The sequence below is a fragment of the Bacillus sp. 3255 genome (assembly GCF_031456485.1).
Lineage (GTDB): Bacteria > Bacillota > Bacilli > Paenibacillales > NBRC-103111 > Paenibacillus_E.
Genome location: NZ_JAVDUS010000017.1, coordinates 72,336 through 95,561, shown reverse-complemented (window position 1 = coordinate 95,561; position 23,226 = coordinate 72,336). Strand labels below are relative to the sequence as shown.

Genomic DNA, 23,226 nt, shown 5'->3' with positions numbered 1-23,226 from the left:
GAGTAATTTATTTCTTATCTTTAGGTGGGTTTGGATCGTTCCCATAACTGTTAGATTGTCCGATCTTCCCATCTTTGTTATGAATGCGATGCTCAGTTTGATCTTTAATTGCTTGCTCTCTGCCGAGTTTCTGAGCTTCAGCTTTTGTATCAGCGTGGCTTTTGACTTTGCCGCCTTGCTTGTTGTCCCATCCACCATTAGGGTTAGGGACTGTGTGAACTCCTGGGTTTTTAGGTGGGTTGTTTGGCATAGCAAAATCAGCTCCTTTTCAGTAGTTACATAACAATTTTACCCTCAGAATCTACCTTTTTGAAAGCGAACAATAGATTAACTTTAGATAAAGAAAGTGGAACGTAAGTTCGTAAGAACAAGCATTCGTGAGATCGAGTATCTCCAACATTCGAAAAACGGATGATTTTGACCGAATATGGACGAATTTGAAAACCGCTGATTTTTTCCTACATTATAAAATAATAAGGTCTTTTCTTTATACGTACTTAGTTACTGAGACGGTGTTTTAAAGATCCTTATGTTAATTCGACGAAGTTAAAATATATGGCCTTTTCGTAAGAAAAGGTCGAGTGAGGTGTGGAACGACGGTGAGTTCCACGGTCTTAAGGTCTTAAACAAACGCCTTAGTCACATGGGTGCTATAAAGGGAAGTAAATATGACGAGGCTCATTCTTTCGAGGATGGGCTTTTTGCTTTGCTGAAATGAGGTGATTAATGATCTTGATGAGTAGCAACAGAGGAAGGACTGAGGAAGATCGGTATTACGATAAGTTCAAACGTGATAAGGATTCCAAAGCTTTCTACAATTCAACAGACTGGCAGAAGGTCCGGAAGCAAGCTCTTACTAGGGATAACTACTTATGTCGAAGATGCTTCAGTAAAAAGAAACTGGTGCCGGCAGATATGGTCCATCACATCATACCTTTACGTGATGATCGTGAGAAAGGATTGGACCTTGATAACCTGGAGAGTCTTTGCAATTCATGTCATAACACAGTGCATGGTGTGAAAGAGAAAACAAAAGTAAAGACAAGAGTTGCTCGCATCATCCAGTCGAATGCGAATAGAGAATTGAGGTGATTATATGCATGTCGTCAGACGCGCTAGGAGCGCCGTACAGGCATGGAACCTGTCCAACGTTCTAGATGTCGAAAAGTTGTCCAATCCCCCCTCCTTTCGATTTTAAAATGATTTAAACGCTAAGACCGCGTGTCCACATTCGTTTTCGGCGCGGATAATATTTTCGTATGGGAGGGGGGGTTCAATGTTTAAACCCAAAGCCATAATTACGTCCGTCGCTGCCAGGGAGTTATTCAAAATTCTTGTCAGAGAACTCGAGATCGATAACAACCTAAGCGAGCGAACAATTATGCTGGTCGATAATATGGTGTTGCTTGAGCAATTGAAGCGAGCACACATTGAGGATATCAAAAAACGCGGCTCGGTTGAATTGTTCAAAAACGGCACGCAGGAAATGTACCGTTCAAACAAATCGGTCGATGCAGTTTTGAAGATTGTTGAGCAGCAGCGAAAGCTGCAAGCTGAGCTCAAGCTTACACCGGCATCAGATCGGAAGGTCGCGGGCCTTGTTAAGTCGGAAGGTGGCGACAATGATGGTGACAGCGACAAGCGAGACGAATTCGAAAAATTCTAAGCTTAAAACAACGGCATATGCGAGAGCGGTTGTTGCTCACTTAATCATCACATCGAAAAAAGTTTACCAGGCATGCCAACGCCATTTAAACGACTTGGAGCGGCAAGGGTATGAGAACTTTCCTTATATCTTCGATGAAGAGAAAGGCTACAGGCCAGTAACGTACATTGAGCAGTTCTGCAAACCATCTCAGGGCGACTTTGACCGGCTTGAACTGCAACCGTGGCAGCATTTCGTAATCGGATCCTTGTACGGCTGGGTTCATATGAATACGGGGGTTCGGCGATTCAAGGAAGGTTTGGTTTATGTCGCCCGGAAAAATGGGAAGACCACTCTGATCAGTGGCTTGTCTCTTTATGCTGCCTCAAAGGATGGCGAGAACGGCGCCAGAGTGTTCCAACTAGCCAATTCAAAAGAACAAGCTCGAGAGCTGTTCGATGAATGCAAGGCGATGGTCAAGGCATCCGCGCTTCTTGATCGTCACTTTGAATCAACGCTGCATGAAATAAGATATGGTAAGACGGTTTCTAAGATCGTACCGCTTGCGACCGACAGTAAAAAGCTTGATGGTAAGAATGCATCATTCGCCGTCTTCGACGAGATCCATGAATATAAAGGTTACAAGCTAATTAATGTTATTAAGAACAGCACCGGGGCTAGATCACAGCCGATGTTGATTTATATCACAACTGCAGGGTACCAACTCGACGGTCCACTCATGGATTATTACGAGAAGGGTGCAGATGTATTGAGCGGTGTTATTCAAGATGAGCGTACCTTTTACTTCATGGCTGAACTCGATGAGGATGATGATCTTAACAATCCGGACAACTGGATTAAGGCGAACCCTAGCTTAGGAACAACATTGAAAATTGATACGCTGATTGAGGAATGGGAAAGCCGACAGCACATCCCGGCAGAGCGAAACGACTTTATAACAAAACGCTTAAACCTATTCGTGCAAGCAGATGAGCAATCATTCATTGATTTCGAAGTCATCAAGAAGAACAACAAGGTCATCGATATACAAACGTTGAGAGGCCGTAGTTGCGTTGGCGGTTTCGACCTGTCACAAACAGAAGACTTCACAAGCGCGTGTCTCGAGTTCGCACTCGACGATGGACGCGTTTTTGTTTTGTCTCATTCCTGGGTGCCACAGAAAAAGGTGGATTTGGATAATGAGAAGCTACCGTTTAAGGAGTGGGAGGAAGAAGGACTGCTCACGATCTGCCCGGGTGCTTATGTCGATTACAAATACGTCTTTGACTGGTTTGTCGAACAATCGAAACTTTACCAAATCGATTTAATCACCTTTGACCCTGCCAATGCTTATCGGTTAGTAGAGGATCTGAAGGCATTCGGCTTTGTCTGCGAAATAGTCCGACAAGGTGCACTTACTCTCAATATCCCACTCAAAGATATTAAAGAACTGCTGCTTGATGGCAAAATCATTTATAACAACAACAAGCTGCTGCGTTGGTACTTGAACAATGTGAAATTGGTTGAGGATCGAAACGGAAATTGGTTACCTACAAAGCAAGGTAGATATCGTAAGATAGATGGTTTTGCCGCTTGGCTCAACGCACACACCGAAACGATCAAGCGTATGGCAGCACCTGAACTAAGTGGGAATGTTGACTTTGTATCTATCAAGGATCTGCTAAGGGGGTGATGAAAATTTGAATATATGGCAGAGAGCTAAAGTTGCTTGGCGTGTAATTAGGAATAGTTATAACGAAGTAACTGACGGTAACTTTTCAAGGTGGTTTCGTGGCGGGAAATCAATCTTCCAGTGGGGAACTAGTGGTAAATTAGCCAACAATGAGACGATATTTGCGGCTGTATCGCGACTCTCCAATTCAATGTCAACGCTGCCGTTGAAACTTTACCGCGACTTCAAACCGGTTCAAACAGATGTGTCGGACAAAATATCAAACGCGCCAAACAATAACATGACTAGCTTTGATTTCATTCGAATACTCGAGACGCACAGAAATGTACACGGAAATGGATATGCATTGAAGATGTATGGCAGGATGCAACAATTGGAGCAGCTTATCATACTGGATCCTACCTGTGTTAGTCCGATTATTGAAGTGGATTCTGGCGATTTATGGTATGAAATAGACGGCGAGAAGGGCCGTTATTACGTCCATAATCTTGATATGATTCACGTCAAGCACATTCATACGATTCAAAACGGTTATAAAGGCATCAGTCCAATCGACGTGTTGAAGAATACAATTGACTTTGACCGAGAGGTTCGTGAGTTTAGCTTAAGCCAGATGGAAGGTGCTATCCACGCATCATTCATCCTGAAATATGCAGCTCATGTCGGTAAGGAAAAGAAAGCTGAAGTAATCGCTAACTTCAAGGATTTTTACAAGGATAATGGCGGCGTGTTGATCCAGGAATCAGGGATTGAAATTGAGCCTATCGAAAAGAAATTTATCGATACAAAGGTGTTCGAAGTCGAAAAAATCACTCGATCACGCGTCGCTACAGTGTTTAATATGCCAGTTAGTATGTTAGGCGAGACTGAAGGTGCTAGTTACTCAAGCATGGAGCAAATGAGCCTTGAGTATGTCACATACACATTATTAGCCATTGTCCGACATTATGAACAGGAATTTAATAGAAAGCTGCTTACCCCACAGGAGCGCCGATCTGGACTTTATTACAAGTTCAATGTCGGTGCTCTTCTGCGTGCGGATATGGCTACTCAAATGGAGGCGTTCTTCAAAGCCATTCGTTCCGGTATCTACAAGCCAAACGAAGTACGCGCAATGTTGGAACAACCTCCTGAGCCAGGCGGAGAAAAGCTCTTTATTAGCGGTGATTTGTACCCGATCGATACACCTGTAGACCAACGAAATATCACGAAAACAAAAGCTGACTGATTACTTTGTGGAGGAGGTGATAATAAAAAATGAGCAAAAAGTTTTGGGAATTTAAAAACCAAACGACTGACGAAGCTGATCTTTACCTTTACCTTGAGATTGCGTCATGGGGCGGTGGTTATTATGCCCATTCTGCAAAAAGCTTCAAAGGCGAACTGGATGCGCTAGGTGAGCTTAAAACACTGAACGTGTACATCAATTCGCCCGGCGGCGACGTCTTCGAGGGAGTGGCTATCTACAACATGCTTAAGCGCCACAAGGCGCATGTAAATATCCATGTTGATGGGCTTGCGGCGTCAATTGCATCGGTCATTACGATGGCAGGCGATACGATCATCATGCCAAGCAACGCTATGATGATGATTCACAATGCATGGATGTACACCGCAGGAAACGCTAAAGACCTTCGTGAAGCCGCGGACATGTTGGAGAAGGTTGATACGTCGATCAGACAGTCTTACCTTACCAAGGCGGGAGATAATCTATCTGAGGACGATCTTATCTCACTTATGGAAGCAGAAACTTGGCTGACTGCGCAAGAGGCATTTGACTATGGACTCTGTGATGTAGTAGGGGAATCCAAGCAAGTTGCGGCTCATGCCAATAACAAACTCTTAGCTAAATACCGTAACGTTCCGGCCGCAATTATCCCAAAAGAGGAGCCCGCAACCCCTGAAAATAAGGGTTTGACAGAGCAACAGCGGCAGGATATTGCCAATATCGCAAGACTTGAATTACAAAATTTGAAATCATACCTGGGAGGTATTTAAATGAAAACTTTATTCGACCTTAAGAATGATCTTGTTACAATCGGCAATGCATACGCAGCTGCAAAGCAAGAAAAATTGACAGAAGCATCTAAGCCAGATGCAAACATTGATAACATTAAGGCGCTGGAAACAAAGGAATCTAACTTGAAAGCTCGCTTCGACATCCTGCAAAAAGAGCATGACGAAATGGAAGCAGAGCAACTGAAGAACCTTCAACGCAACCCAATTGAGAACGTTGCTGACCCTAAAGCAAAGGTTGCTGCGGCTAAAGCAGCCCTAATTCGTGCGGTCATCGGTGGTAAAACCGTATCTCCGGAAATCAAAGCCGCTCTCGGCGATGGAAACAGCACAGGTGGAGAGAAGATCCTTCCATCCACAATGTCGACTGAGTTGCTTCACGAGCCGTTCGTGAAAAATCCGTTGCGCAATGTTGCGACGGTGACAAGTGTCGCGAATCTCGAAATCCCGAAAGTAAACTTCACACTCGACACTAATGATGATTTCATCGCTGACACAGCAACGGCTAAAGAACTAAAAGCCGATGGTGACGTTGTAACTTTTGGCCGACACAAATTCAAGGTGTTCGTTCCGATTTCCGAGACGATCCTGGCGGCTACGGACACGAACCTTGTGCAAACTGTTGACCAAGCTTTACAAAGCGGTCTTGCTGCAAAAGAGAAGAAAGTTGCTTTTGCTACAACACCGGCCACGGGTGAAGAGCTGATGAGCTTCTATTCCACTCAAAATGGCATCACCGAAGTTGTGGGGTCTGACCTTTATAAAGCTATCAAGGCCTCGATTGCAGCTCTGCATGAAGATTACCGCGAAAACGCAAGCATCATGATGCGTTATGCGGATTATATGGATATCATCGAGACGCTGGCAAATGGCAATGCAACACTGTACAATGCGCAACCTGAGCAAGTTCTCGGAAAGCCTGTTGTGTTCTGCGATTCTGCAACTAAGCCAATTGTTGGTGATTTCCGTTATTCTCACATCAACTACGATCCACAAGTGTTATACGATCGTGACAAAGACGTTAAAACCGGCATTGAATTGTTCGTTCTTACAGCTTGGGTTGACCATAAAATCAAGCTGAAATCCGCATTCCGCATCGCGAAAGTGGTTGCTACGCCTTAATTAAGGGTGATTTTATGGAGCTCTCGTTGGGAGAATTGAAAGGATATCTGCGAATTGATGGGAGCGAGGATGATTTAACCCTCGCTCTCCTAATTGAAGCAGCTAAGGAGTATTTGAATAAAGCGGGAGTTGTTGAGCAGGAAGGGGCCAGTTACACACTGGCCATCATGCTTTACGTATCCCTCCATTACGAAAATCGGGATCCCTCAATGAAGATCGACAAGCTAAATTTCAGTTTGGAAAGCATCATCTTGCAGCTTAAAGATTGATGAAAGTAGGTGATTAGATGAAAAAATACATTGTTTCGGTCGAGTTTATCGAGAAAAGTAATGGTATTTACTACCCTGTTGACTCTATTTACGAAGGAAACGCCCAAAGGTGTAATGATCTTCGTGAACTTGGTTACCTTGGCGAAGAAGTGAAGGAGCAAAAAAGTCAGCAGAGGCAAGAAACTTCCAATACCGGTAAAGGTCCAGGTCGAGGTGGAGTCGATAAAAATGAATCTCCTCGGAACGATAATGAGGATGATGCGTCGAAATGATAAACGCCGGTAAGTTGAAGCAGACCATTACGATAAAAACTTTAAAACCAGGTCGGAATTCATATGGTGAGAGCAATAATGAATGGATTGACATCCTGACTATACGAGCCTCCAAAGAGCCCTTGTTAGGTAAAGAGTATTTCAGCGCTGCAGCGGTACAGAGTCTGGTTGAAGTAAAGTTCAGAACAAGGTACCAACCTGGAATGAACAATACCATGAGAATTCAACATGGCACTGAGGTCTACGAAATACTTTCCGTTATTAATGTTCAATCATTAAATCGCGAGTTGCTATTTTACTGTAAGTTGGTGATTTAGTGGCTAGACGAGGGGATATCGAGGGTTTAAGGCAGCTTGAGCGTGATATGCGGCGACTCGGTCAAGTGCCTCAGAAGGTGGCTAACAAAGCCGCTAGATCTGGGGCTGCGATAGCGAGGAAAGCGGCGAAGTCAAATGCTCCTGTAGATACCGGTCAACTCAAAAAGGGTGTCATCATGAAGGCAGAGCGCAAGGTGAAGCCGGGTAAAAAAGTATACGGAATTATGATCGATCCAAAGATGAACGACGTATTCGTTAAGCTATCAAAGACGAATAAACGATCATACTACCCAGCTTCGCAGGAGTATGGATGGACGACGAACGGACACTATACGCCTGGCTACCGCTATCTGAGACATGCCATTGAGAATAATGCGGACAAGATCGAATCCGAAGTCATAAAAGCAGCAGGAAAAGAAATCGATAAGATCCTTAGTGAGAGGGGGTAAGATAGTTGAGATTCGAGGAAGCTTTAGCTTTTGAAATTGAGTTAATACCTGCATTAACGAACAAAGTATTTCCTTTGGTTGTAAGTGCGGACAAGACGGCTCCATATGTGGCTTACGTCTCAAATGAAGGACTAAAGCTAAAAACCTTGGCCGGCTATATTAACAGCAAAAGCATATCTGCAGAAGTCAGCATTGTAGCTAAAACCTATCCGGATATGAAACAGCTTACTTCACTCGTCACTGAGGCCATTATCGGCTTTCAATCCCGGGCTATAGGTAATGGATCGCTTTATGTGCAGGATATTATCTGTTCTGAACCGCAAGAGGGTTATGATGTTGAACCAGAATTATACCGGTCCACCATTCCATTTCAAGTTTATATATAGGAGGTCGTTAATTTGACAGTTTATAGAGCATTAGGAACGCTCATGAAAATCGGTGCAAACTCCATCGCTCAGGTAACATCCATCACACCGCCTGTGATGACAGCAGAGACCATTGATGCTACTCATCTTGCAAGTAGCGGCGGCTACCGTGAATCTATCCCGGGTTTTAAAGAAGCCGGTGAGGTTAGCGTTGTCGGTTTCTTTGATCCGTCTGATTTACAGGGCCAAATGGCTCTATATAATGCATTCCAGAGCGGTACGATCGATACCTATACCATCCTTTTCCCTTCTGCCTTGGGAGCGTCTTGGACGTTTACAGGCGGCGTCACGGGTTTTAAAACAACTGGGGTTGAGGTAGACGGAGCGATCGGCTTTGAAGCCACAATCAAGATTTCCGGAGCTCCTTCGCTTGGCACTACACCAAGTGCTGGACTTTCCGCGCTAGCTCTCTCCGGTACAGGCGGTGCTTTGTCTCCGGCATTCGCGAATGGGAACTACAGTTATACATTCAGTGGTGTATCTGCTACCTCTGTAACAATTACGGCAACGGCAGCTTCGCACACGATTAAACTCTACATTGACGGCGTTTATTCGCAAGACCTTGTCAGCGGATCCCCTTCAGCTGCTATCCCATTGACATTAAACCAAGGTAAGAAACTGACGATCCTTGCAAACGAGACGGGCAAAACACAGAAGGTTTACGAAGTTGTAGTTGTAAAAACAACCTAGTGACAATTAATCAATCAGGCTAGGACTATAACCAGTTCTAGCCTTATTTTTATTATTTGGAGGATGAAATAACAATGGCTAATAACAACGATCTTGTAATCATTGAATTGGATAGACCGCGTGTATTGCGTTTTGGACATAAAGCACTCAAGCACCTTTCAGCATTGACAGGAATGACAATGGAGCAAATCGGCGACGGTGACCTTGATTTCGAACAGATTGAAAAGATTATATATTGTGGTCTCCTAGCAGATGATAAGGACTTGCAACTTGATGATATGGAGGACTTGCTTGATAAAGCACCTAATCCTCAATATTACATTGGCAAAATGACAGAGGCTCTTTCTGCAGCTTTCAAATCAGCCGACACCCAACCGGTGGGAAACGCTCAGAAAGCGAAGAAGTAGCCGAAGATAAACCCTTCGATTGGGAGGAGTCAATAAAGGCTGCCGCTTTCGCAGGAGTCTCGCTCTCTGAATACAACGAGATGACTCCATTTGAACTTGCGGTCTATATCCAGGAACGCAACAAGCAAGAGTCATTCATGCAAAAGGAACGGATTACAGCGGCTTATATGGGCGCTTACTTCGAACGAGTTAAAAAGATGCCGGATCTAAAGAAATTGTTTGACGATGGTCCGCAAGAACAGAAAAAGAAGGAACAATCAGGCGCCGATATGCTCGCGGAGGTGAAACGACTAAACGCGATGTTCGGCGGAACTGTAAATTAACTGGGAGCCTAAAGCGGGCTCTTTTTTTGTTATTAGAAAGGAGGTAATCCTCATTTCAGTCATTCGTAACCTAGTCATTCGTGCCGGCGCAGACTTTTCCCAGATGCGTAAAGAAATGCAGAGGGCGCAGAAAGACTTAAAGGATTTCGGCAGTAAAATGAAAACAGCCCTCGGCGGTATTGCTGCGGCACTAGGTGGAATCGCCCTTGGCGCAGGTCTGGGTTCCGCAGTAGAAGATGCGATCAAGTTCGAAGCCCTAATGGGAACCTTGAGTAAAACTCTCGGAAAGAGTATGGGCGATTTCGTAAAATGGCAGAACACCGTTGGTGATGCTATGGGATTCTCTAAGCTCTCTGCAGCGGAAATGGGAAATAACTTCTCTTTGCGCTTAAAGTCTATCGCAAAAGATGAACAAGACTTGCTGAAAAAGACGACGGATTTAATTAAAGCTGCAGCGATTATCCGGAGCAGAACCGGAATGTCTCAGATTGAGATCTCTGACCGTATGCGTTCTGCAATGAACCAGGAAGCTGATGGTGCGGATGAGCTCGGCGTAAACGTTCGTGTCGCAGCAATCCAGCAATCCCGGGCTTACAAAGAGATGGCGAATAATGCTCCTTGGGAAGAACTCAGTGAGGGAATGAAAAAGACCATCCTTTACTATCACATCTTGGATTCAACGACAGCTAACTTCGGAACTGAAATTGCACAAAATACCGCTTTGTTAAAGGGTGGATTCACGGCCGCGCTCGGAGATATGAGGTTAGCTTTAGGGCAGGCGTTCCTTCCCATTCTCAATATTGCATTGCCTTTGCTTACGAAAATGGCAAGGGCGGCTGAGGTAGCTTTTCAAAACGTATCTGCGTTCATGAGGGCCTTATTCCCTAAAGCAAACATCAAGGCAGGATTTGATCAAGCTGCGTCAATTGATGCTCAATCTGGCGCTGTAGACGGCTTAGGGGACTCGCTTGACGCGACGGGCAAGAAAGCTAAGAAAGCAGCAAACTCACTCGCAAGCTTCGACGAGATCAATTCCTTAGGTAGTGGAAGTAAAGATGATGAAGATGACGCTGCAGGAGACTCAGCAAACAGTGGTGTCGGGCTAGGGATGGGCGATGGGATCGAAGATGAAACGACTAAAATTTCATCTAAAATCCAAGAGATGGCTAACAAGGTAAAGCAGGCTTTTGGTGAGATGACTACATTCATCGTACAGCACAAGGAAATCATTATCGCTGCTCTTGGTGGTATAGCTACAGCCTTCGCAACGCTCTTAGTCATCAAAGGTGTAAGCACAACGTTCCAACTTATCGGTGCCGCCATTTCAGCGATCTTGAGTCCGATCGGTCTCCTTGTTATCGCTCTTGCAACATTAGCAGGGGCGTTTATCTATCTATGGCGGAACAACGAGGAGTTCAGAACTGGTGTCATTGCCCTATGGGAGGATATTAAAGTCAAGCTATCAGCAGCTTGGGAATGGATCGCAAAAGCGGCGGGAGTCGTCTGGGACGGTTTGAAAAGCTTTTGGGCATCAAATGGCGATGATATTAAGTCAGCTTTCGTAGCCTCTTGGGATGGAATAAAGACTTTCTTCAAGAACACCTTTGACTTCATTAATACAATTTCCTTAGCGATATGGGGAGGAATGCAGGCATTCTGGAAACGATGGGGAGATGATGTAACTAGGATCTTTACCTCAATTTGGAATACCATCTCCTCTTTGATGATTGATATCTTTACGTTCATCGCCGATCAATTAGGTGAACTGTCCGAATTCTGGAATAAGTACTGGCCGAGTATTGCTGAGGCACTGATTAATGCTTGGAAAGTCATTTGGTTCTTTTTAGAGCCATTTGTTGGTGCAATAATTAAAGGCCTCCAACTGGCTTGGGAAGCATTTGCAGATCTATTATCAGGGATCTGGGACAGCATCAAGAATATTGTCAGTGGCGCATTGGATGTCATCATGGGGCTTGTAAAGGTGTTTATCGGGGTGTTTACTCTCGATTGGGAAACTCTCTGGGACGGAATAAAACAAGCCACTAGTGGGGCGACAGACGCAATTCATGGAATCATTAAGCTGGTGTTCACGACCATCCTCGGAACTATCAAAGTTGCTTTAGAAGCAATACATGGCCTGTACAGTGGCATGATGGAGACGCTTCGTGACAATTCGAAGTCCATGTGGGAAGGCATCTCAAGTATAATCTCTAACGTTTGGGATGGGATTGTTAGAAATATCAAAAATTCAATCAATACTGTTACCGGGATGATAAACACCTTCATCGATAAATTCAACTCAATTAAAATCAGCGTTCCCGGGTTCACTAATCCAATCACTGGTGGCGTCATCGGAGGTTTTGAAATTGGAATGCCTCAGATCCCGAAACTCCCTATGCTAAAACGCGGTGGTATTGTTGATGGTGCCACGAACATGGGGAACTACATTGCCGGCGAAGCAGGATCCGAACTTATCATGCCGCTTGAGAATAGTGGATTTGTCGATAAGGTTGCCAGTGCTCTTGGTACCGCGGTCTTGACTGCAATGCAAATGAGTAATAACGGAAACAAAAACAATAGCGGCACTACAAACCTCATAATTGATGGAGTAAGTCTAGCGAGGGTTATTGCTCCTTATCTCAATAAAGAGAACATCAGAATTGGTGGCGGTATGATCACTACAAGTTAGGAGGGGTATAGGTGGCCGAACCGCTTTTAAAAATAGGTGGGGTCGAAATGCCGACCCCCTCTGAATGCACACCTGGAATTATGGATATCAAAAAGGCTGAACGTAACACCAATGGCACATTAATTTCAGAGTTGATCGCGACCAAAGCGAAACTTGATCTCACTTGGAAATTTGTAACGCAAGAGCAAATGACAAAAATTCTGAATGCTGTCGCTCCTAACTTTTTTGATGTGACTTACTTTGATATGAAGACGGGGGATTTTCGCACTGCAACATTTTATTGTGGAGATAGAACAGCTGGGATGATTGATTTTTTAGATGGTGTGCCTAGATATAAGGATTTGAAGTTTAATCTGATCGAAAGGTAGGCGCGGCATATGTACAGAACGACCCAAAATTTCAAGAACAACATATACGCGCCTGAAAGACGAACAGCTGGGCGCGTGACGTTCGATATTAGCGATGTTACCGCCTCCGGGGATGTCACCAATATCACGACTTCACCGGAATCACCGTTAAGTATTAAGACGCACCTCATCGACAAGAGGCGCAGCATGACATATAAGGCCGCAACATTGGAGAAGGACCGCTTCCGCTTGGACGGTTCTTTTTCATTTGCTGACGATGTGATCACGAACAATGAAGAAGTCGGATGGAGTAGTTTGTTTATCTCTTCCTCTGACGGCTCTTTTCTTAAAAATTTACTCGAAACTGACGGGAATATTGATGTCTTGGGTTCGTGGGTTGGTGCTAGTGGATCGACCGTTACACTGGATACATCGAAATTTGTGTATGGTTCTGCGTCGGCTAAAGCGGTGGTAATTGGGACCAATGCACAAATACGCAATAACCAAGGCGGCCCGGGGTATGCAATTAATAACACAAAGTACTATCTTCTCGTCGCTGAAGTTTGCGGCAATACCCCTCATGCGGTGGCTTGCTTCGAAAATGCTTCGGGTGGCGTTTCTCTGTCCTCTGGTCCTGCAATCGTGCCCACGGCAAACTTTCAAATCGTATACGCAACAATCTCACCCGCTCAATTCGGAGCTGTCACCGCTATCTACCCAGCTATAATAATGGGTGCAGCGCCTACCAACGGGCAAACGTTTAATGCTGACGGGTTCCGCATTTATGAGATTACAGCAGCAGAAAAAACGTATATTGACGGCTTGAGTTTATCAGCAGCCCAAGCGTACATTTCAGATAAATACCCCTACCATGAAGCATATCCTTCTATGACATTTGACTTCGGTTCAAACCACTCCAGCGCCGGGCTAACAGTCACCTTTGACCAAGTAATCGGAGAATATGCGACCGACTTTGACATGACCGCATATGACGCCGGGGGTGCGGTAATAACGACGAAATCAGTCACAGGTAACACCGATATTATCGCGGTCCCAATCGGGCAGCTTTACAACTACAGGAAGGTATCCGTCACAATCAAGAAATGGTCAAAGCCCTTCCGACGCGCCCGGGTGTTCGAGGTCGATTTTGGATTTGTGAAGCAGTACACGGATGACAATTTGATCAACCTTAGCTTGGTCGAGGAAATGGACTTGCTCACTGGCAAACTCCCTTCTGCTGAGTTCAAGTTCACGATTGATAACTCAGACCGACTTTTTAACATCTTGAACCCAACCGGGTTTTATAAATATTTGCAGCAGCGTCAGCAAGTCATAGGAGAGATTGGGCTTGACGTCGGGGGCGGTAACTTCGAATACATCCCCCTTGGTAACTATCTGCTTCAAGAATGGCAGAGCGACGAGGGCAGCTTAACAGCTACGTTTACGGCCCGGACCAATCTTGATAGCATGGCAAGTTTTGATTTCCAAAATCTCACCGCGTTCAATCAATCGTTGTATGATTTGGCGCTTTCTCTGTTCGTCTATTGTGGGATCACGAACTATTCATTAGACCCCGCTTTAAAGACAATAACGACAAATTCACTTGTAGAGAAAACGAACTTTCGCGACCTACTCCAAATGATAGCCATAGCTGGGGGCGCGAATATCTACGTCACCCGTGACGGTAAGATCACCCTGAAGTGTAACAAGACTCGCAGGGTGCGGTATATCCGGGATTGGATAAGTGGGGGAAGTAACGCAAATCAGGCTAACCACTGGATCGAAGTCCAAGCAACCAACACAGCAGGAACAAACGTGGCTCTTGGTAAAGCCGTAACAACCAATATAGTTATTGCTAACGGTTCTGTAGGGCTAGTAACGAATGGTGATACCTCAGCAGCAGCGGGCACATATCTAGGGGCGGACACCTCTCTTATCAATAACTGGGTGCAAGTTGATCTAGGCTCTGCTATGGATATAGAAACGGTCAAAGTTTGGCATTATTACGCAGATGGCAGGATATACAACGGGACCAAAACGGAAATATCGACGGACGGAGTGACTTGGAAAACCGTCTTTGACAGCTCCATTTCTGGAACCTATGCAGAGACAGCAGCCGGGCGTACCTATGCAATGGAGACTGTCCTTGGCGATATGACCCCGGTCGATTCAGCCGACTTTGACAATATGTATAATGAGCCTCAAATCGCCTTAGATAAAGCAATCAAGCGGGTAGAAGTGACATACTGGACCGACCTTTCAACGTCCGGTGTTGTCGGTGTGGATCACCCTATCAACAAAGTAGGCGACACCCTGAAGTTGGAAAAGAACACCTTGATCAACACCTCTGCACGCGCTCAGGCGGTCGCTAATTGGCTTATGGCGCAGTTAGCATACAGGGCAACCTATTCCGTTAGGTGGCGAGGAAACCCGGCCCTAGAGCTTAATGACGTTCTCTCAATGGAGAACACATACGGTAGCACAATGAGCGCCTACGTGACAAAGAATGAGATCGAGTACGCCGGGTACTTATCAGTAAAAACGGAAGCAAAGGGAGGGGTCAACTAATGGCGTGGATCACTCCCAAGCTCAATTGGACGGCAAATGATTACATGAACCCTGACGACTGGAACCGGATTGAAAACAACATCAAAGAGGTTGCCGACTATCTGAACAGCATCCAATACAATATCGTCGGCCTAGAGGAGAACCTATACGCCTTGTCATTCGACGGGGTAAGCGGTTATGTGAATTTCGGCAATACGATGCAATCACAGATAGGAAACTCCATGACCTTTGAATGCTGGGTTAAGGTCAAAGGAAGCACGGGGGGAACTCAAACAATATTGGGTAACTTCGACGCCGGGGGATTCGGTTTTCAATACGATAGCCCCGCTGCACCGAAAAGAATGCTTGCCATGATTAGCGTCGGCGGCGTATATCAAACGGCGGCGGGGTTAACAGACATTGTGCTTGATCGTTGGTATCATCTTGCATACAACACGACGGGCACTCAATTGAATTTCTTTGTAGACGGAAAAGTCGAGGCTACCATAAATTACGGCGGCGTCATTACTCCACCCGTCACAGGCGCGCCCTTGCTTATCGGAGGCAACCCGAACGGAACGGCCCCCGCACCTAATGAATGGTTCAAGGGTTGCGTGGATGACGTTCGGATTTGGAACTATGCACGCAGCCAAGCACAGATACAGGACAGTATGCGCCGCTTCCTGAAAGGCACAGAGGCCGGGCTTGTCGGTTACTGGAAATGCAATGAGGGCACGGGTACAAGCGTAGTTCCCACAACCGGGGTCGTATTTGGTACTTTAGTCGGCGGTGTATCATGGACCTCGGACACTCCGAAAGTCGGCATCGTGAAGAACCGGACGAACTACAGCATTGATTTTCTCTCGTCCATTAACCGGATCGAGCAAAATATTGAATATATCAAGAGCAACTTCATGACCCCGGCCGGGTACGGCGGCGCGAAAACTTGGGCGGTCGGCAATACGTTCGATTACAATGACGCGAATAGGCTTGAGCAGAATGTTAAGTTGCTTATTGATACTGGGGTATTAGTTTTCGAAAGTTTCAAATACTGCGGCACGTTTAACTGTGGGCAGACTGGGAGGTTGGCTTAATGGCTTACTCGCCAAGGGTATGGCTTGATAGGGCTGTACAATTCGCAAATCGTTATAGAGATCAAAACAACAACCAAATAACATTAACCGCTGATCCGGGTACAGTAACACAAGCCGGAACGCCTGTAAACGCAGCGAACTTGAATCAAATGGAGAATGCTATTGCCGCCGCTCATGTGACGGCTGACGGGGCTTTACAGCGTACAGGCGGTATTATGACGGGCGATATAAATGCGGATATATCGGGAAGTGTTGAAAGGCGAATTGGATTTAAAAATGGGGTTGATACGTCATATTTTTACTCCAATACACTCGGGGAGTATACGGGAGTTTATGGGAGTAAGGGCGGTGTATCTCGACATTTTTGGCAGTATATTTGGTCATCTAATACCTTTTTGATTGACGGTACAATAAAGTACCAAGGGGATAATCTGCCTCGTATGCGCGTCGCCTCTGGTGGTACTTACGTCGAATGGTGGAACGGTACAGCATGGCAAGGCTTAGGCGGGATTAAGAGCGTACAAAGGGGCGTTTCAGCAAGCTCAAACCTGACAATTACCATTTCAGCGGTTAACATGTCCAAGTCCTTTGTAACGTTCAATAACGTCGGTAACATGGCGACGGATGGATCATCGGTGTATAGGGCGTCGTTGACAAGCTCTACAACCCTTGTAATTGCTCCCGGATCAACTTGGACAGGCAACGCAAACTTTGCTTGGGAGGTTGTTGAGTTCTATTAAAGGCGGTGGGTAAATGAAAAGCGTTCAACGTGGCGTTTCGAGCTTCGCAACAGAATCAATTACAATCTCTGCCGTAAACGTGAACAAAGCATTTGTGAAGTTTAATAATACGGGGAATATGTATACAATTTCTTCTGGTAACTCCGTATATAGGTGCTATCTCCTTAACTCGACGACGATAAGAATAGAGCAAGCGGGCACTTATTCAAGCAACGCAAACTTTGCTTGGGAAGTCATTGAATTTTTCTAGGAGGAAAACCCAATGTTTAAATATGGACAAATCGATTTAGCAACCGGGGTATGTGTGAGCGTGTCCCACCTTTCCGGTGAAGTCGTTGCGGATCACATGATACCACTAACGGAAGAGGACAACGTGAACCCAGGAGATATTTATTCCAACGGCAGTTGGACGCCCGCGCCTCCTCCTGAACCGGTGGATCCGCAACCGACGCCAGACCAAATAAAAATAGCTCAGCTGGAGCAAGAAACAATCAATCTCATGCTTGCGCTAACTCAAGTATACGAAGAAAAAGAAGCCGAAAAGGCTGCTGCAGAGCAAGAAACCATCAACAATATGTTGGCCATCACAGAGTTGTACGAAATGATTTTGGCACTTCAAGGAGGCACGGAGTAATATGGTACAAATCTATTACAAGCTCATTCTGTTTGGAAAGAAAACGATCGACGAAGTGCCGTTGAATTTAAGACCAAAAGTTCAAGTTTTACTGGATCAAAACAATGTTTAGAGGAGCCATTATATGGCTTCTTTTTTTGTTGTTGGGAGGAGGTGAAGACACAATGGTCACAGTATACGTAACGCTAATCGTCAAGGGCTACAAAACATTCGAACAAGTTCCTGTTAACTTGAAGCCAGCTGTGGAAGCTGAACTCGCTGCTATGGACCTGGGAACTGACGGCAAGCCATTGGAATAATTGAATTATGCCCCGGTTTAGTCCGAATCGGGGCTTATTGTCTTTTTAGAGAAGGTGGTAATCATGGATAAAAGCATCGTTATTGAACCCATCAAAAATAGTGTTGACGTGCAGCTCGTAAAGGTCGAAACCCTCCTACATTTCGTTGCTCCTGTGCAAAATGTTGCTGAGCGGAAAGAGGTGGATTGATGGCACTAACCATGAAACGAGGAGACACAAGGACGGCCATTAAAGCGACTCTTATAAGCCCTAAAGGGACGCCGGTGAAATTGAATAATGCTTCGGTAAAATTCAAAATGGCGACATACAGAAAGGGTTTGCTCCTAGTAAATCGTGAAGCGGATATCCTAGTTGCTGACGATGGTATTGTATGTTTTGTTTTCGAGCCAGAAGAAGTAACAGCACTCGGGACAATGAAGGCTGAGTTCGAGGTTACTTATGAGGACGGAAGTGTCGAGACCTTCCCGAATCAAGGGTACATCTTAATCAATTTTGAATCTGATCTAGCGTAGGAGGTGGATTTAATTAATGCCTGATGAACTTAAACCAATGATTAAAATAGGCAACATCACTCCTCCTCAATTCTTGAATGAGCAGGGAGATTGGGAGCTCGTAAGGGGATCGGGTGGTTCTTACCGGATGCAGTCGTCTGTAGAAGTGTCAGATGAACCTTTCAGCGGCAGCGGCAACTTAACAAAAGAATTTACAAGTGAGATGACTGGGATCGAAATAAGTAATGATTCGGTACCTGGAACAGTTGGGGCAGCGGATCTAACTTTCACCATTAACGGTAAAACAAGAGTGGTTAAAGCTGGAGAAGTCGTGTCAGGACGATACAAACCTTTTACGGTCGTCACTATCAACAGCACGGTACCCTGGCGTGCTGAGGGTATACAAACAATTGGTGGATCTGTCGTAACTCAACCCCCAATCGACACCACTCCACCTGACAACGTCACCAATCTCACTACATCAAATCTCACTGCTACAAGCCTGACACTAACATGGAATGCTTCTGCTTCTAGTGACTGCACTGGTTATGATGTTTACCGCGGATCCACTCTACTCGCAACTGTAACGGATACAACCTACAATGTTACTGGGTTGACTCAAGCCACCCAATTCACATTTACAATCAAGGCAAAAGACGCAGCGAATAACATTTCGTCGGGAACTCAAACCACAGTTACAACTTCCTCAAGTGCTGACACTACATCGCCAGCGAACGTTACAAATCTTACAACGTCTAATATCACGCAGACCGGTCTAACACTGAACTGGACCGCTTCAGTATCGAGTGATGTAGCATCTTATGACATTTACAACGGAACCACATTCTTAGCCAATGTTACGGGAACGACCTACAATGTGAATGGCTTGGCTGCTTCTACAGCCTATACTCTTTGGGTAAAGGCTAAAGATGTGAGTGGGAATGCTGCAAGTGGAACAAGTGTGGATGTAACAACGAGCGCACCGCCGGCGGATACAACAGCCCCAAGCAATGTCACGAATCTCACGACAAGTGGATTGACGCAAACAGGAGTAACTCTCAATTGGACGGCAGCAACGGATAACGTCGCGGTTACGGGGTATGACATCTACAGTGGCACCAATCTAGTGACGACCGTGACAGGGACCACATACAACGTCACAGGGCTTACAGCAGGCACTCAGTACACTTACACAGTTAAAGCAAAAGATGCAGTAGGGAATGTGGCGAGTGGCACAAGCACAACGTTCACGACTACTGCAGCTGCGGATACAACGCCGCCTAGTCCCGTTACAGGGCTTTCAGCCGGAACTCCGACAGCAAACAGTGTGCCGCTTTCGTGGACTCTCTCCGTTAGTGGTGATGTGACGTCATATGAGGCGGCATACTCCACAGATGGGACGAATTTCACGGTGTCGAGCGGATCTATTAACCCATCTTCAAACAGCTACACGGTCGGAGGGCTTACCGCAAACACACTTTTTACATTCCGTCTTGTTGCTATAGATGGAGCAGGAAATCGCTCAACGGCTGTTACGGTGACAGCAACAACAGCCACTACGACCCCTTCTTTACTTAGCATTACGGATGACTTTAACCGTGCTGATTCTGCTTCCCTTGGAACTACTGCAACAGGCAGCAAAGTATGGTCCGGCGGCATTCAAATTATTGGAAATCAAGCAGGAAGTTCAACATCTTTGACGAGTACTGGGTGGACGTACGTTGACGCCGCTAAATCTGATAACCTGGAGATCAACGCGGAAGTCACAATTCCTTCCACGTTCTCAGCGACAATGGTAGGGATCTTGTTCCGTTATATCAGTGCAGGTAGCCTATACGCCTTTGGCTTCAAATCGGATACAAAGCTCGGCATCTTCACTACGAGTCCAGCTCCAACCGGTGGTGCAGAAACCGTCGACATTCCTGCTGACAAAACTATCGCAAGCGTGGCGGGTTCGACTCATACTCTGAAGGTTAAGTTGAGCGGGCAATTAGTGGAGTGTTTTATGGACGGGGTTCTGCAATTCTCCTTCCTCGACACGCTGATGTTTGCTGCAACGAAACACGGAATAGCTTTGTACGGTGCTACTGTTCCGAAGTTCGATAACTTTATCATACAAGAGGTTGTGGATCTTGAAGCTCCAAGGGTTTCTAACACTTTAATGGATGGAGTTTATCCCACCCCACAAACAGTCACTCTCTCGACCATCAATACAGAGACCGCTTCGATCTACTATACGACCGATGGATCTACTCCTGATAATACTAAGACACCGTACACGGCACCTATCTCAATCCCTACAACTACGACGTTGAAATATCGCGCGATTGACAGTCTTGGTAATGTAGGCGCGGTGTATACAAAGGTTTATACAATAACACCTATCGCTAGTGGAAGTGTGGTCATTGCAGACAACTTCGACCGTTCAGATTCCGCTACGACCTTAGGTACATCTTCTTCCGGCCACACTTGGACTTCTGGAAACGCCAACGGACTTGGGATCATCAGCAATGCTGCTTACTCTTCGTTCGCTGCAGGAACTCTTCTGAACTGGATCGATTCTGCGTATGCGAGTGGGCTCGAGCTGTCAGTCGACGTATCGGCTGACGTCGCAACGCAGTACGGGATAGTGTTCCGATACACAGATCCATCCAACTACTTGGAACTGGTGCGTAAGGGTACCGCCGGCACGCACACCATTCAACTGATTAAGCACGTTGCTAATATTCAAACGGTGATAGTGCAATCAGTACAAGCAGCGATCGCCGCACCGTACAAGCTGAGAGTAGTCCTTGAAGGTAAACGTATAAGAGGCTACCTTGGGTCGACATTAGTTATCGATCTTCAAACAAGCGTTTTGTTCGGAGCAACCAAGGTAGGGTTGGTATCTAATGGAGCGACCGATTCAAGGATGGATAACTTTGAAGTTAAAGTCATTTAGAAAGGAGGAAAGCTTGCATGATTAATAAGCCTCCAGGTCATTCACACGCCAACAAAGGAGATTTAGATAGGGTCGGCATTAACAATAACAACAAGCTTACGATAGACGGAGTTGAACAATCAGGTGGCGGGAATAGTCATACGCACCCAAATCTTGCGACGTTGAATAAGATAGGCGAGAGTGGGGGCATACCGACTTTTAACGGGGCACCGTTTGGCGGAGGGAGTGGCGGGGTTATCTTGGATAACTCCATCACAGCCCGTCAGACTCGCTTTCTGAATGAAGAGATATTGCAATGTTACAATAAGGCGACAGTCACGACGGATAGGCTTCTTGGGGCATCTACGGGCGTAGCGAACACATACACCGGGGCTTTCGTAACGGACTTCATTGAGGTCGTAGAGGGGCAAACATACCGTACTAACTTGACTTGGAGTAGTTGCTACTACAACGCAAGCAAGCAATTCGTTTCGGCCGTTACATTTGGTCCCGTTCCTTCGGGAATTGGCAATACGTTCACTGTTCCGGTGGGGGCTAAATATGTTCGGCTTTCTTCGACGACAAACGGGGACCTTATCAACCTTGGATACTTGAGTGAAAACATATATGTCACATCGGCCCTGACGTACGATACACGGCAATTGACGATAAGATCAGAGAACATACGGCAATCACTTGTTAAGGCTCTTAAACCGTCATACAGGGGGCTAAAGTACGCAGGAATCGGAGACTCAATTTCAAGCCCACCTGGAGCGTACCAAAAGACGGTTTGTGAGAACTTGAGTCTTGAACGCGTCACTCTGTTCGACATGAGCGGCGACCGCTATTGTGTAACGTCCGGTGGCATTACAGGGACGTTGTTTGAAACCTTGCAGAATGTAGTCACAGCCGCAGACGTTATCACTTTCATGGGTGGTACGAATGACATCGGTAATAAATCCCCCCTCGGCACATTTACAGATAGGGAAATCACAACGTTTTACGGAGCGCTGCATAAAACATTTAAACTCGCTATGGATAAATTCCCGAATGCAAAAATTGGCGTCATGTCACCAATTCAACGGACAGTCGTCTCACGTACAGACATGCTACAATACATCGCAATCATCAAAGAGGTTGCAGAGTATTACAACTTCCCATTCCTGAACCTGTACGCAGAAAGCGGCATTGTTATCGAGAAAGGCACAGATTTCATAAGCACTTACATGCCTGATGGGACTCATTTAAACGACGCGGGACATCTAATCATCGCCAAGCCGATTACAAGGTTTGTGGAGTATTTGCTAAATACATAACTTGTAAAATTGGCCTCCGATCCGATCGGGGCTTATTTCAATTCTGGGAGAGTGGAGCATGTATAAGAAAATATTAGCAGATGGATTAGGATTGCCGACCACACAACAAGCCGCAGCCCTTACGACATCAACGGGAATAATCGGTGCAATTCTCACTTATGCCTATGGGGGGTGGTCGGAATTGCTAAGCTTTTTCTTCTTGGCGATGGTGATTGATTATGTAACGGGCATTGGAGCTTCTATTAAAGAGGAAAAAGGACTGAGCAGCAAAGTTGGCTTCCTTGGAATCTTCAAGAAGTTCCTCATGGCCGTGGTGGTTGTGCTGGCACATAGGATGGATATCTTACTTGGCACCAATGTCTTAATGACGGGTGCTATTTATTTTTATCTAGCCAATGAGCTTATTTCGATCACTGAGAATTACGGTCGGCTGGGGCTGCCGATGCCTCCAAAGCTAAAAGAAATGATCCAGGTACTTAAGGCAAAAGGTGATGGGACGTCACAAGATAAGGATGTGTAGA

General features: G+C 45.7%; 28 protein-coding genes. 27 read left to right on the top strand and 1 reads right to left on the bottom strand.

Annotated elements, in window-relative coordinates; genetic code table 11:
• Positions 1–7: 7 nt before the first annotated feature.
• Complete coding sequence (locus tag J2X61_RS24190; protein ID WP_310191382.1) at positions 8–250, bottom strand: DUF2188 domain-containing protein; 243 nt, start codon at positions 248–250, stop codon at positions 8–10.
• 476 nt (positions 251–726) lie between these two features.
• Here J2X61_RS24190 and J2X61_RS24185 point away from each other — a divergent pair, with 476 nt between their 5' ends.
• From J2X61_RS24185 to J2X61_RS24065, 27 genes are all read left to right on the top strand, one after another.
• Complete coding sequence (locus J2X61_RS24185) at positions 727–1,092, top strand: HNH endonuclease (protein WP_310191379.1); 366 nt, start codon at positions 727–729, stop codon at positions 1,090–1,092.
• A 184-nt stretch (positions 1,093–1,276) separates the two neighbouring features.
• Positions 1,277–1,666, top strand: a complete 390-nt coding sequence (locus J2X61_RS24180) for a P27 family phage terminase small subunit (protein ID WP_310191376.1) — start codon at positions 1,277–1,279, stop codon at positions 1,664–1,666.
• Positions 1,626–3,338, top strand: a complete 1,713-nt coding sequence (locus tag J2X61_RS24175) for a terminase large subunit (protein ID WP_310191374.1) — start codon at positions 1,626–1,628, stop codon at positions 3,336–3,338. The genes J2X61_RS24180 and J2X61_RS24175 overlap by 41 nt, the downstream gene beginning before the upstream one ends.
• A 7-nt stretch (positions 3,339–3,345) precedes the next feature.
• On the top strand, positions 3,346–4,566 hold the full coding sequence (locus J2X61_RS24170; protein ID WP_310191372.1) for a phage portal protein: 1,221 nt from the start codon (positions 3,346–3,348) through the stop codon (positions 4,564–4,566).
• A 29-nt stretch (positions 4,567–4,595) separates the two neighbouring features.
• A complete protein-coding gene (locus J2X61_RS24165) occupies positions 4,596–5,336 on the top strand; it encodes a head maturation protease, ClpP-related (RefSeq protein ID WP_310191369.1) in 741 nt (246 codons plus the stop codon).
• Complete coding sequence (locus J2X61_RS24160) at positions 5,337–6,476, top strand: phage major capsid protein (protein ID WP_310191365.1); 1,140 nt, start codon at positions 5,337–5,339, stop codon at positions 6,474–6,476.
• Between the two features lie 14 nt (positions 6,477–6,490).
• Positions 6,491–6,745 carry a head-tail connector protein gene (locus J2X61_RS24155; protein WP_310191362.1) on the top strand — a complete coding sequence of 85 codons (255 nt, stop codon included), beginning with the start codon at positions 6,491–6,493 and terminating at the stop codon, positions 6,743–6,745.
• A gap of 17 nt (positions 6,746–6,762) precedes the next feature.
• Positions 6,763–7,017 (top strand): hypothetical protein, encoded by a 255-nt coding sequence (locus J2X61_RS24150; protein WP_310191360.1) that lies wholly within the window; start codon positions 6,763–6,765, stop codon positions 7,015–7,017.
• A complete protein-coding gene (locus J2X61_RS36465) occupies positions 7,014–7,334 on the top strand; it encodes a phage head closure protein (RefSeq protein WP_396135490.1) in 321 nt (106 codons plus the stop codon). Before J2X61_RS24150 ends, J2X61_RS36465 begins: the two co-directional genes overlap by 4 nt.
• Positions 7,334–7,783, top strand: a complete 450-nt coding sequence (locus J2X61_RS24145) for an HK97-gp10 family putative phage morphogenesis protein (protein ID WP_310191357.1) — start codon at positions 7,334–7,336, stop codon at positions 7,781–7,783. The genes J2X61_RS36465 and J2X61_RS24145 overlap by 1 nt, the downstream gene beginning before the upstream one ends.
• A 5-nt stretch (positions 7,784–7,788) precedes the next feature.
• The gene (locus tag J2X61_RS24140) at positions 7,789–8,169 is read left to right on the top strand and encodes a DUF3168 domain-containing protein (protein ID WP_310191354.1); all 381 of its coding nucleotides are present in this window, start codon (positions 7,789–7,791) and stop codon (positions 8,167–8,169) included.
• Positions 8,170–8,181: 12 nt separating this feature from the next.
• Complete coding sequence (locus J2X61_RS24135) at positions 8,182–8,898, top strand: phage tail tube protein (RefSeq protein WP_310191352.1); 717 nt, start codon at positions 8,182–8,184, stop codon at positions 8,896–8,898.
• Positions 8,899–8,972: 74 nt separating this feature from the next.
• Positions 8,973–9,305 (top strand): hypothetical protein, encoded by a 333-nt coding sequence (locus J2X61_RS24130; RefSeq protein ID WP_310191349.1) that lies wholly within the window; start codon positions 8,973–8,975, stop codon positions 9,303–9,305.
• Positions 9,306–9,385: 80 nt separating this feature from the next.
• Positions 9,386–9,628: a hypothetical protein gene (locus tag J2X61_RS24125; RefSeq protein ID WP_310191346.1), complete on the top strand. Its 243-nt coding sequence runs from the start codon at positions 9,386–9,388 to the stop codon at positions 9,626–9,628.
• Between the two features lie 103 nt (positions 9,629–9,731).
• Complete coding sequence (locus J2X61_RS24120; protein WP_310191344.1) at positions 9,732–12,317, top strand: phage tail protein; 2,586 nt, start codon at positions 9,732–9,734, stop codon at positions 12,315–12,317.
• A gap of 11 nt (positions 12,318–12,328) precedes the next feature.
• Positions 12,329–12,685 (top strand): DUF6711 family protein, encoded by a 357-nt coding sequence (locus tag J2X61_RS24115; RefSeq protein ID WP_310191341.1) that lies wholly within the window; start codon positions 12,329–12,331, stop codon positions 12,683–12,685.
• Between the two features lie 9 nt (positions 12,686–12,694).
• Positions 12,695–15,232 carry a discoidin domain-containing protein gene (locus J2X61_RS24110; RefSeq protein WP_310191338.1) on the top strand — a complete coding sequence of 846 codons (2,538 nt, stop codon included), beginning with the start codon at positions 12,695–12,697 and terminating at the stop codon, positions 15,230–15,232.
• Positions 15,232–16,305, top strand: coding sequence for a LamG domain-containing protein (locus J2X61_RS24105; protein WP_310191335.1), 1,074 nt, complete (start codon positions 15,232–15,234; stop codon positions 16,303–16,305). Before J2X61_RS24110 ends, J2X61_RS24105 begins: the two co-directional genes overlap by 1 nt.
• Complete coding sequence (locus J2X61_RS24100; RefSeq protein WP_310191332.1) at positions 16,305–17,045, top strand: hypothetical protein; 741 nt, start codon at positions 16,305–16,307, stop codon at positions 17,043–17,045. Before J2X61_RS24105 ends, J2X61_RS24100 begins: the two co-directional genes overlap by 1 nt.
• Before the next feature lie 262 nt (positions 17,046–17,307).
• Entirely contained in the window at positions 17,308–17,679 is a 372-nt protein-coding gene (locus tag J2X61_RS24095; RefSeq protein ID WP_310191329.1) for a hypothetical protein, read from the top strand.
• Position 17,680: 1 nt separating this feature from the next.
• A complete protein-coding gene (locus J2X61_RS36460) occupies positions 17,681–17,791 on the top strand; it encodes a CD1375 family protein (RefSeq protein WP_396135489.1) in 111 nt (36 codons plus the stop codon).
• A 52-nt stretch (positions 17,792–17,843) separates the two neighbouring features.
• Positions 17,844–17,978, top strand: a complete 135-nt coding sequence (locus J2X61_RS24090) for a CD1375 family protein (protein ID WP_274466337.1) — start codon at positions 17,844–17,846, stop codon at positions 17,976–17,978.
• A gap of 63 nt (positions 17,979–18,041) precedes the next feature.
• Positions 18,042–18,167 carry a hypothetical protein gene (locus J2X61_RS24085; RefSeq protein WP_310191326.1) on the top strand — a complete coding sequence of 42 codons (126 nt, stop codon included), beginning with the start codon at positions 18,042–18,044 and terminating at the stop codon, positions 18,165–18,167.
• The gene (locus J2X61_RS24080; RefSeq protein ID WP_310191323.1) at positions 18,167–18,490 is read left to right on the top strand and encodes a BppU family phage baseplate upper protein; all 324 of its coding nucleotides are present in this window, start codon (positions 18,167–18,169) and stop codon (positions 18,488–18,490) included. The genes J2X61_RS24085 and J2X61_RS24080 overlap by 1 nt, the downstream gene beginning before the upstream one ends.
• Positions 18,491–18,506: 16 nt before the next feature.
• Positions 18,507–21,410, top strand: a complete 2,904-nt coding sequence (locus tag J2X61_RS24075) for a fibronectin type III domain-containing protein (RefSeq protein WP_310191319.1) — start codon at positions 18,507–18,509, stop codon at positions 21,408–21,410.
• 17 nt (positions 21,411–21,427) lie between these two features.
• Complete coding sequence (locus tag J2X61_RS24070) at positions 21,428–22,705, top strand: SGNH/GDSL hydrolase family protein (RefSeq protein ID WP_310191316.1); 1,278 nt, start codon at positions 21,428–21,430, stop codon at positions 22,703–22,705.
• A gap of 58 nt (positions 22,706–22,763) precedes the next feature.
• Positions 22,764–23,225: a phage holin family protein gene (locus J2X61_RS24065; RefSeq protein WP_310191313.1), complete on the top strand. Its 462-nt coding sequence runs from the start codon at positions 22,764–22,766 to the stop codon at positions 23,223–23,225.
• Position 23,226 lies beyond the last annotated feature (1 nt).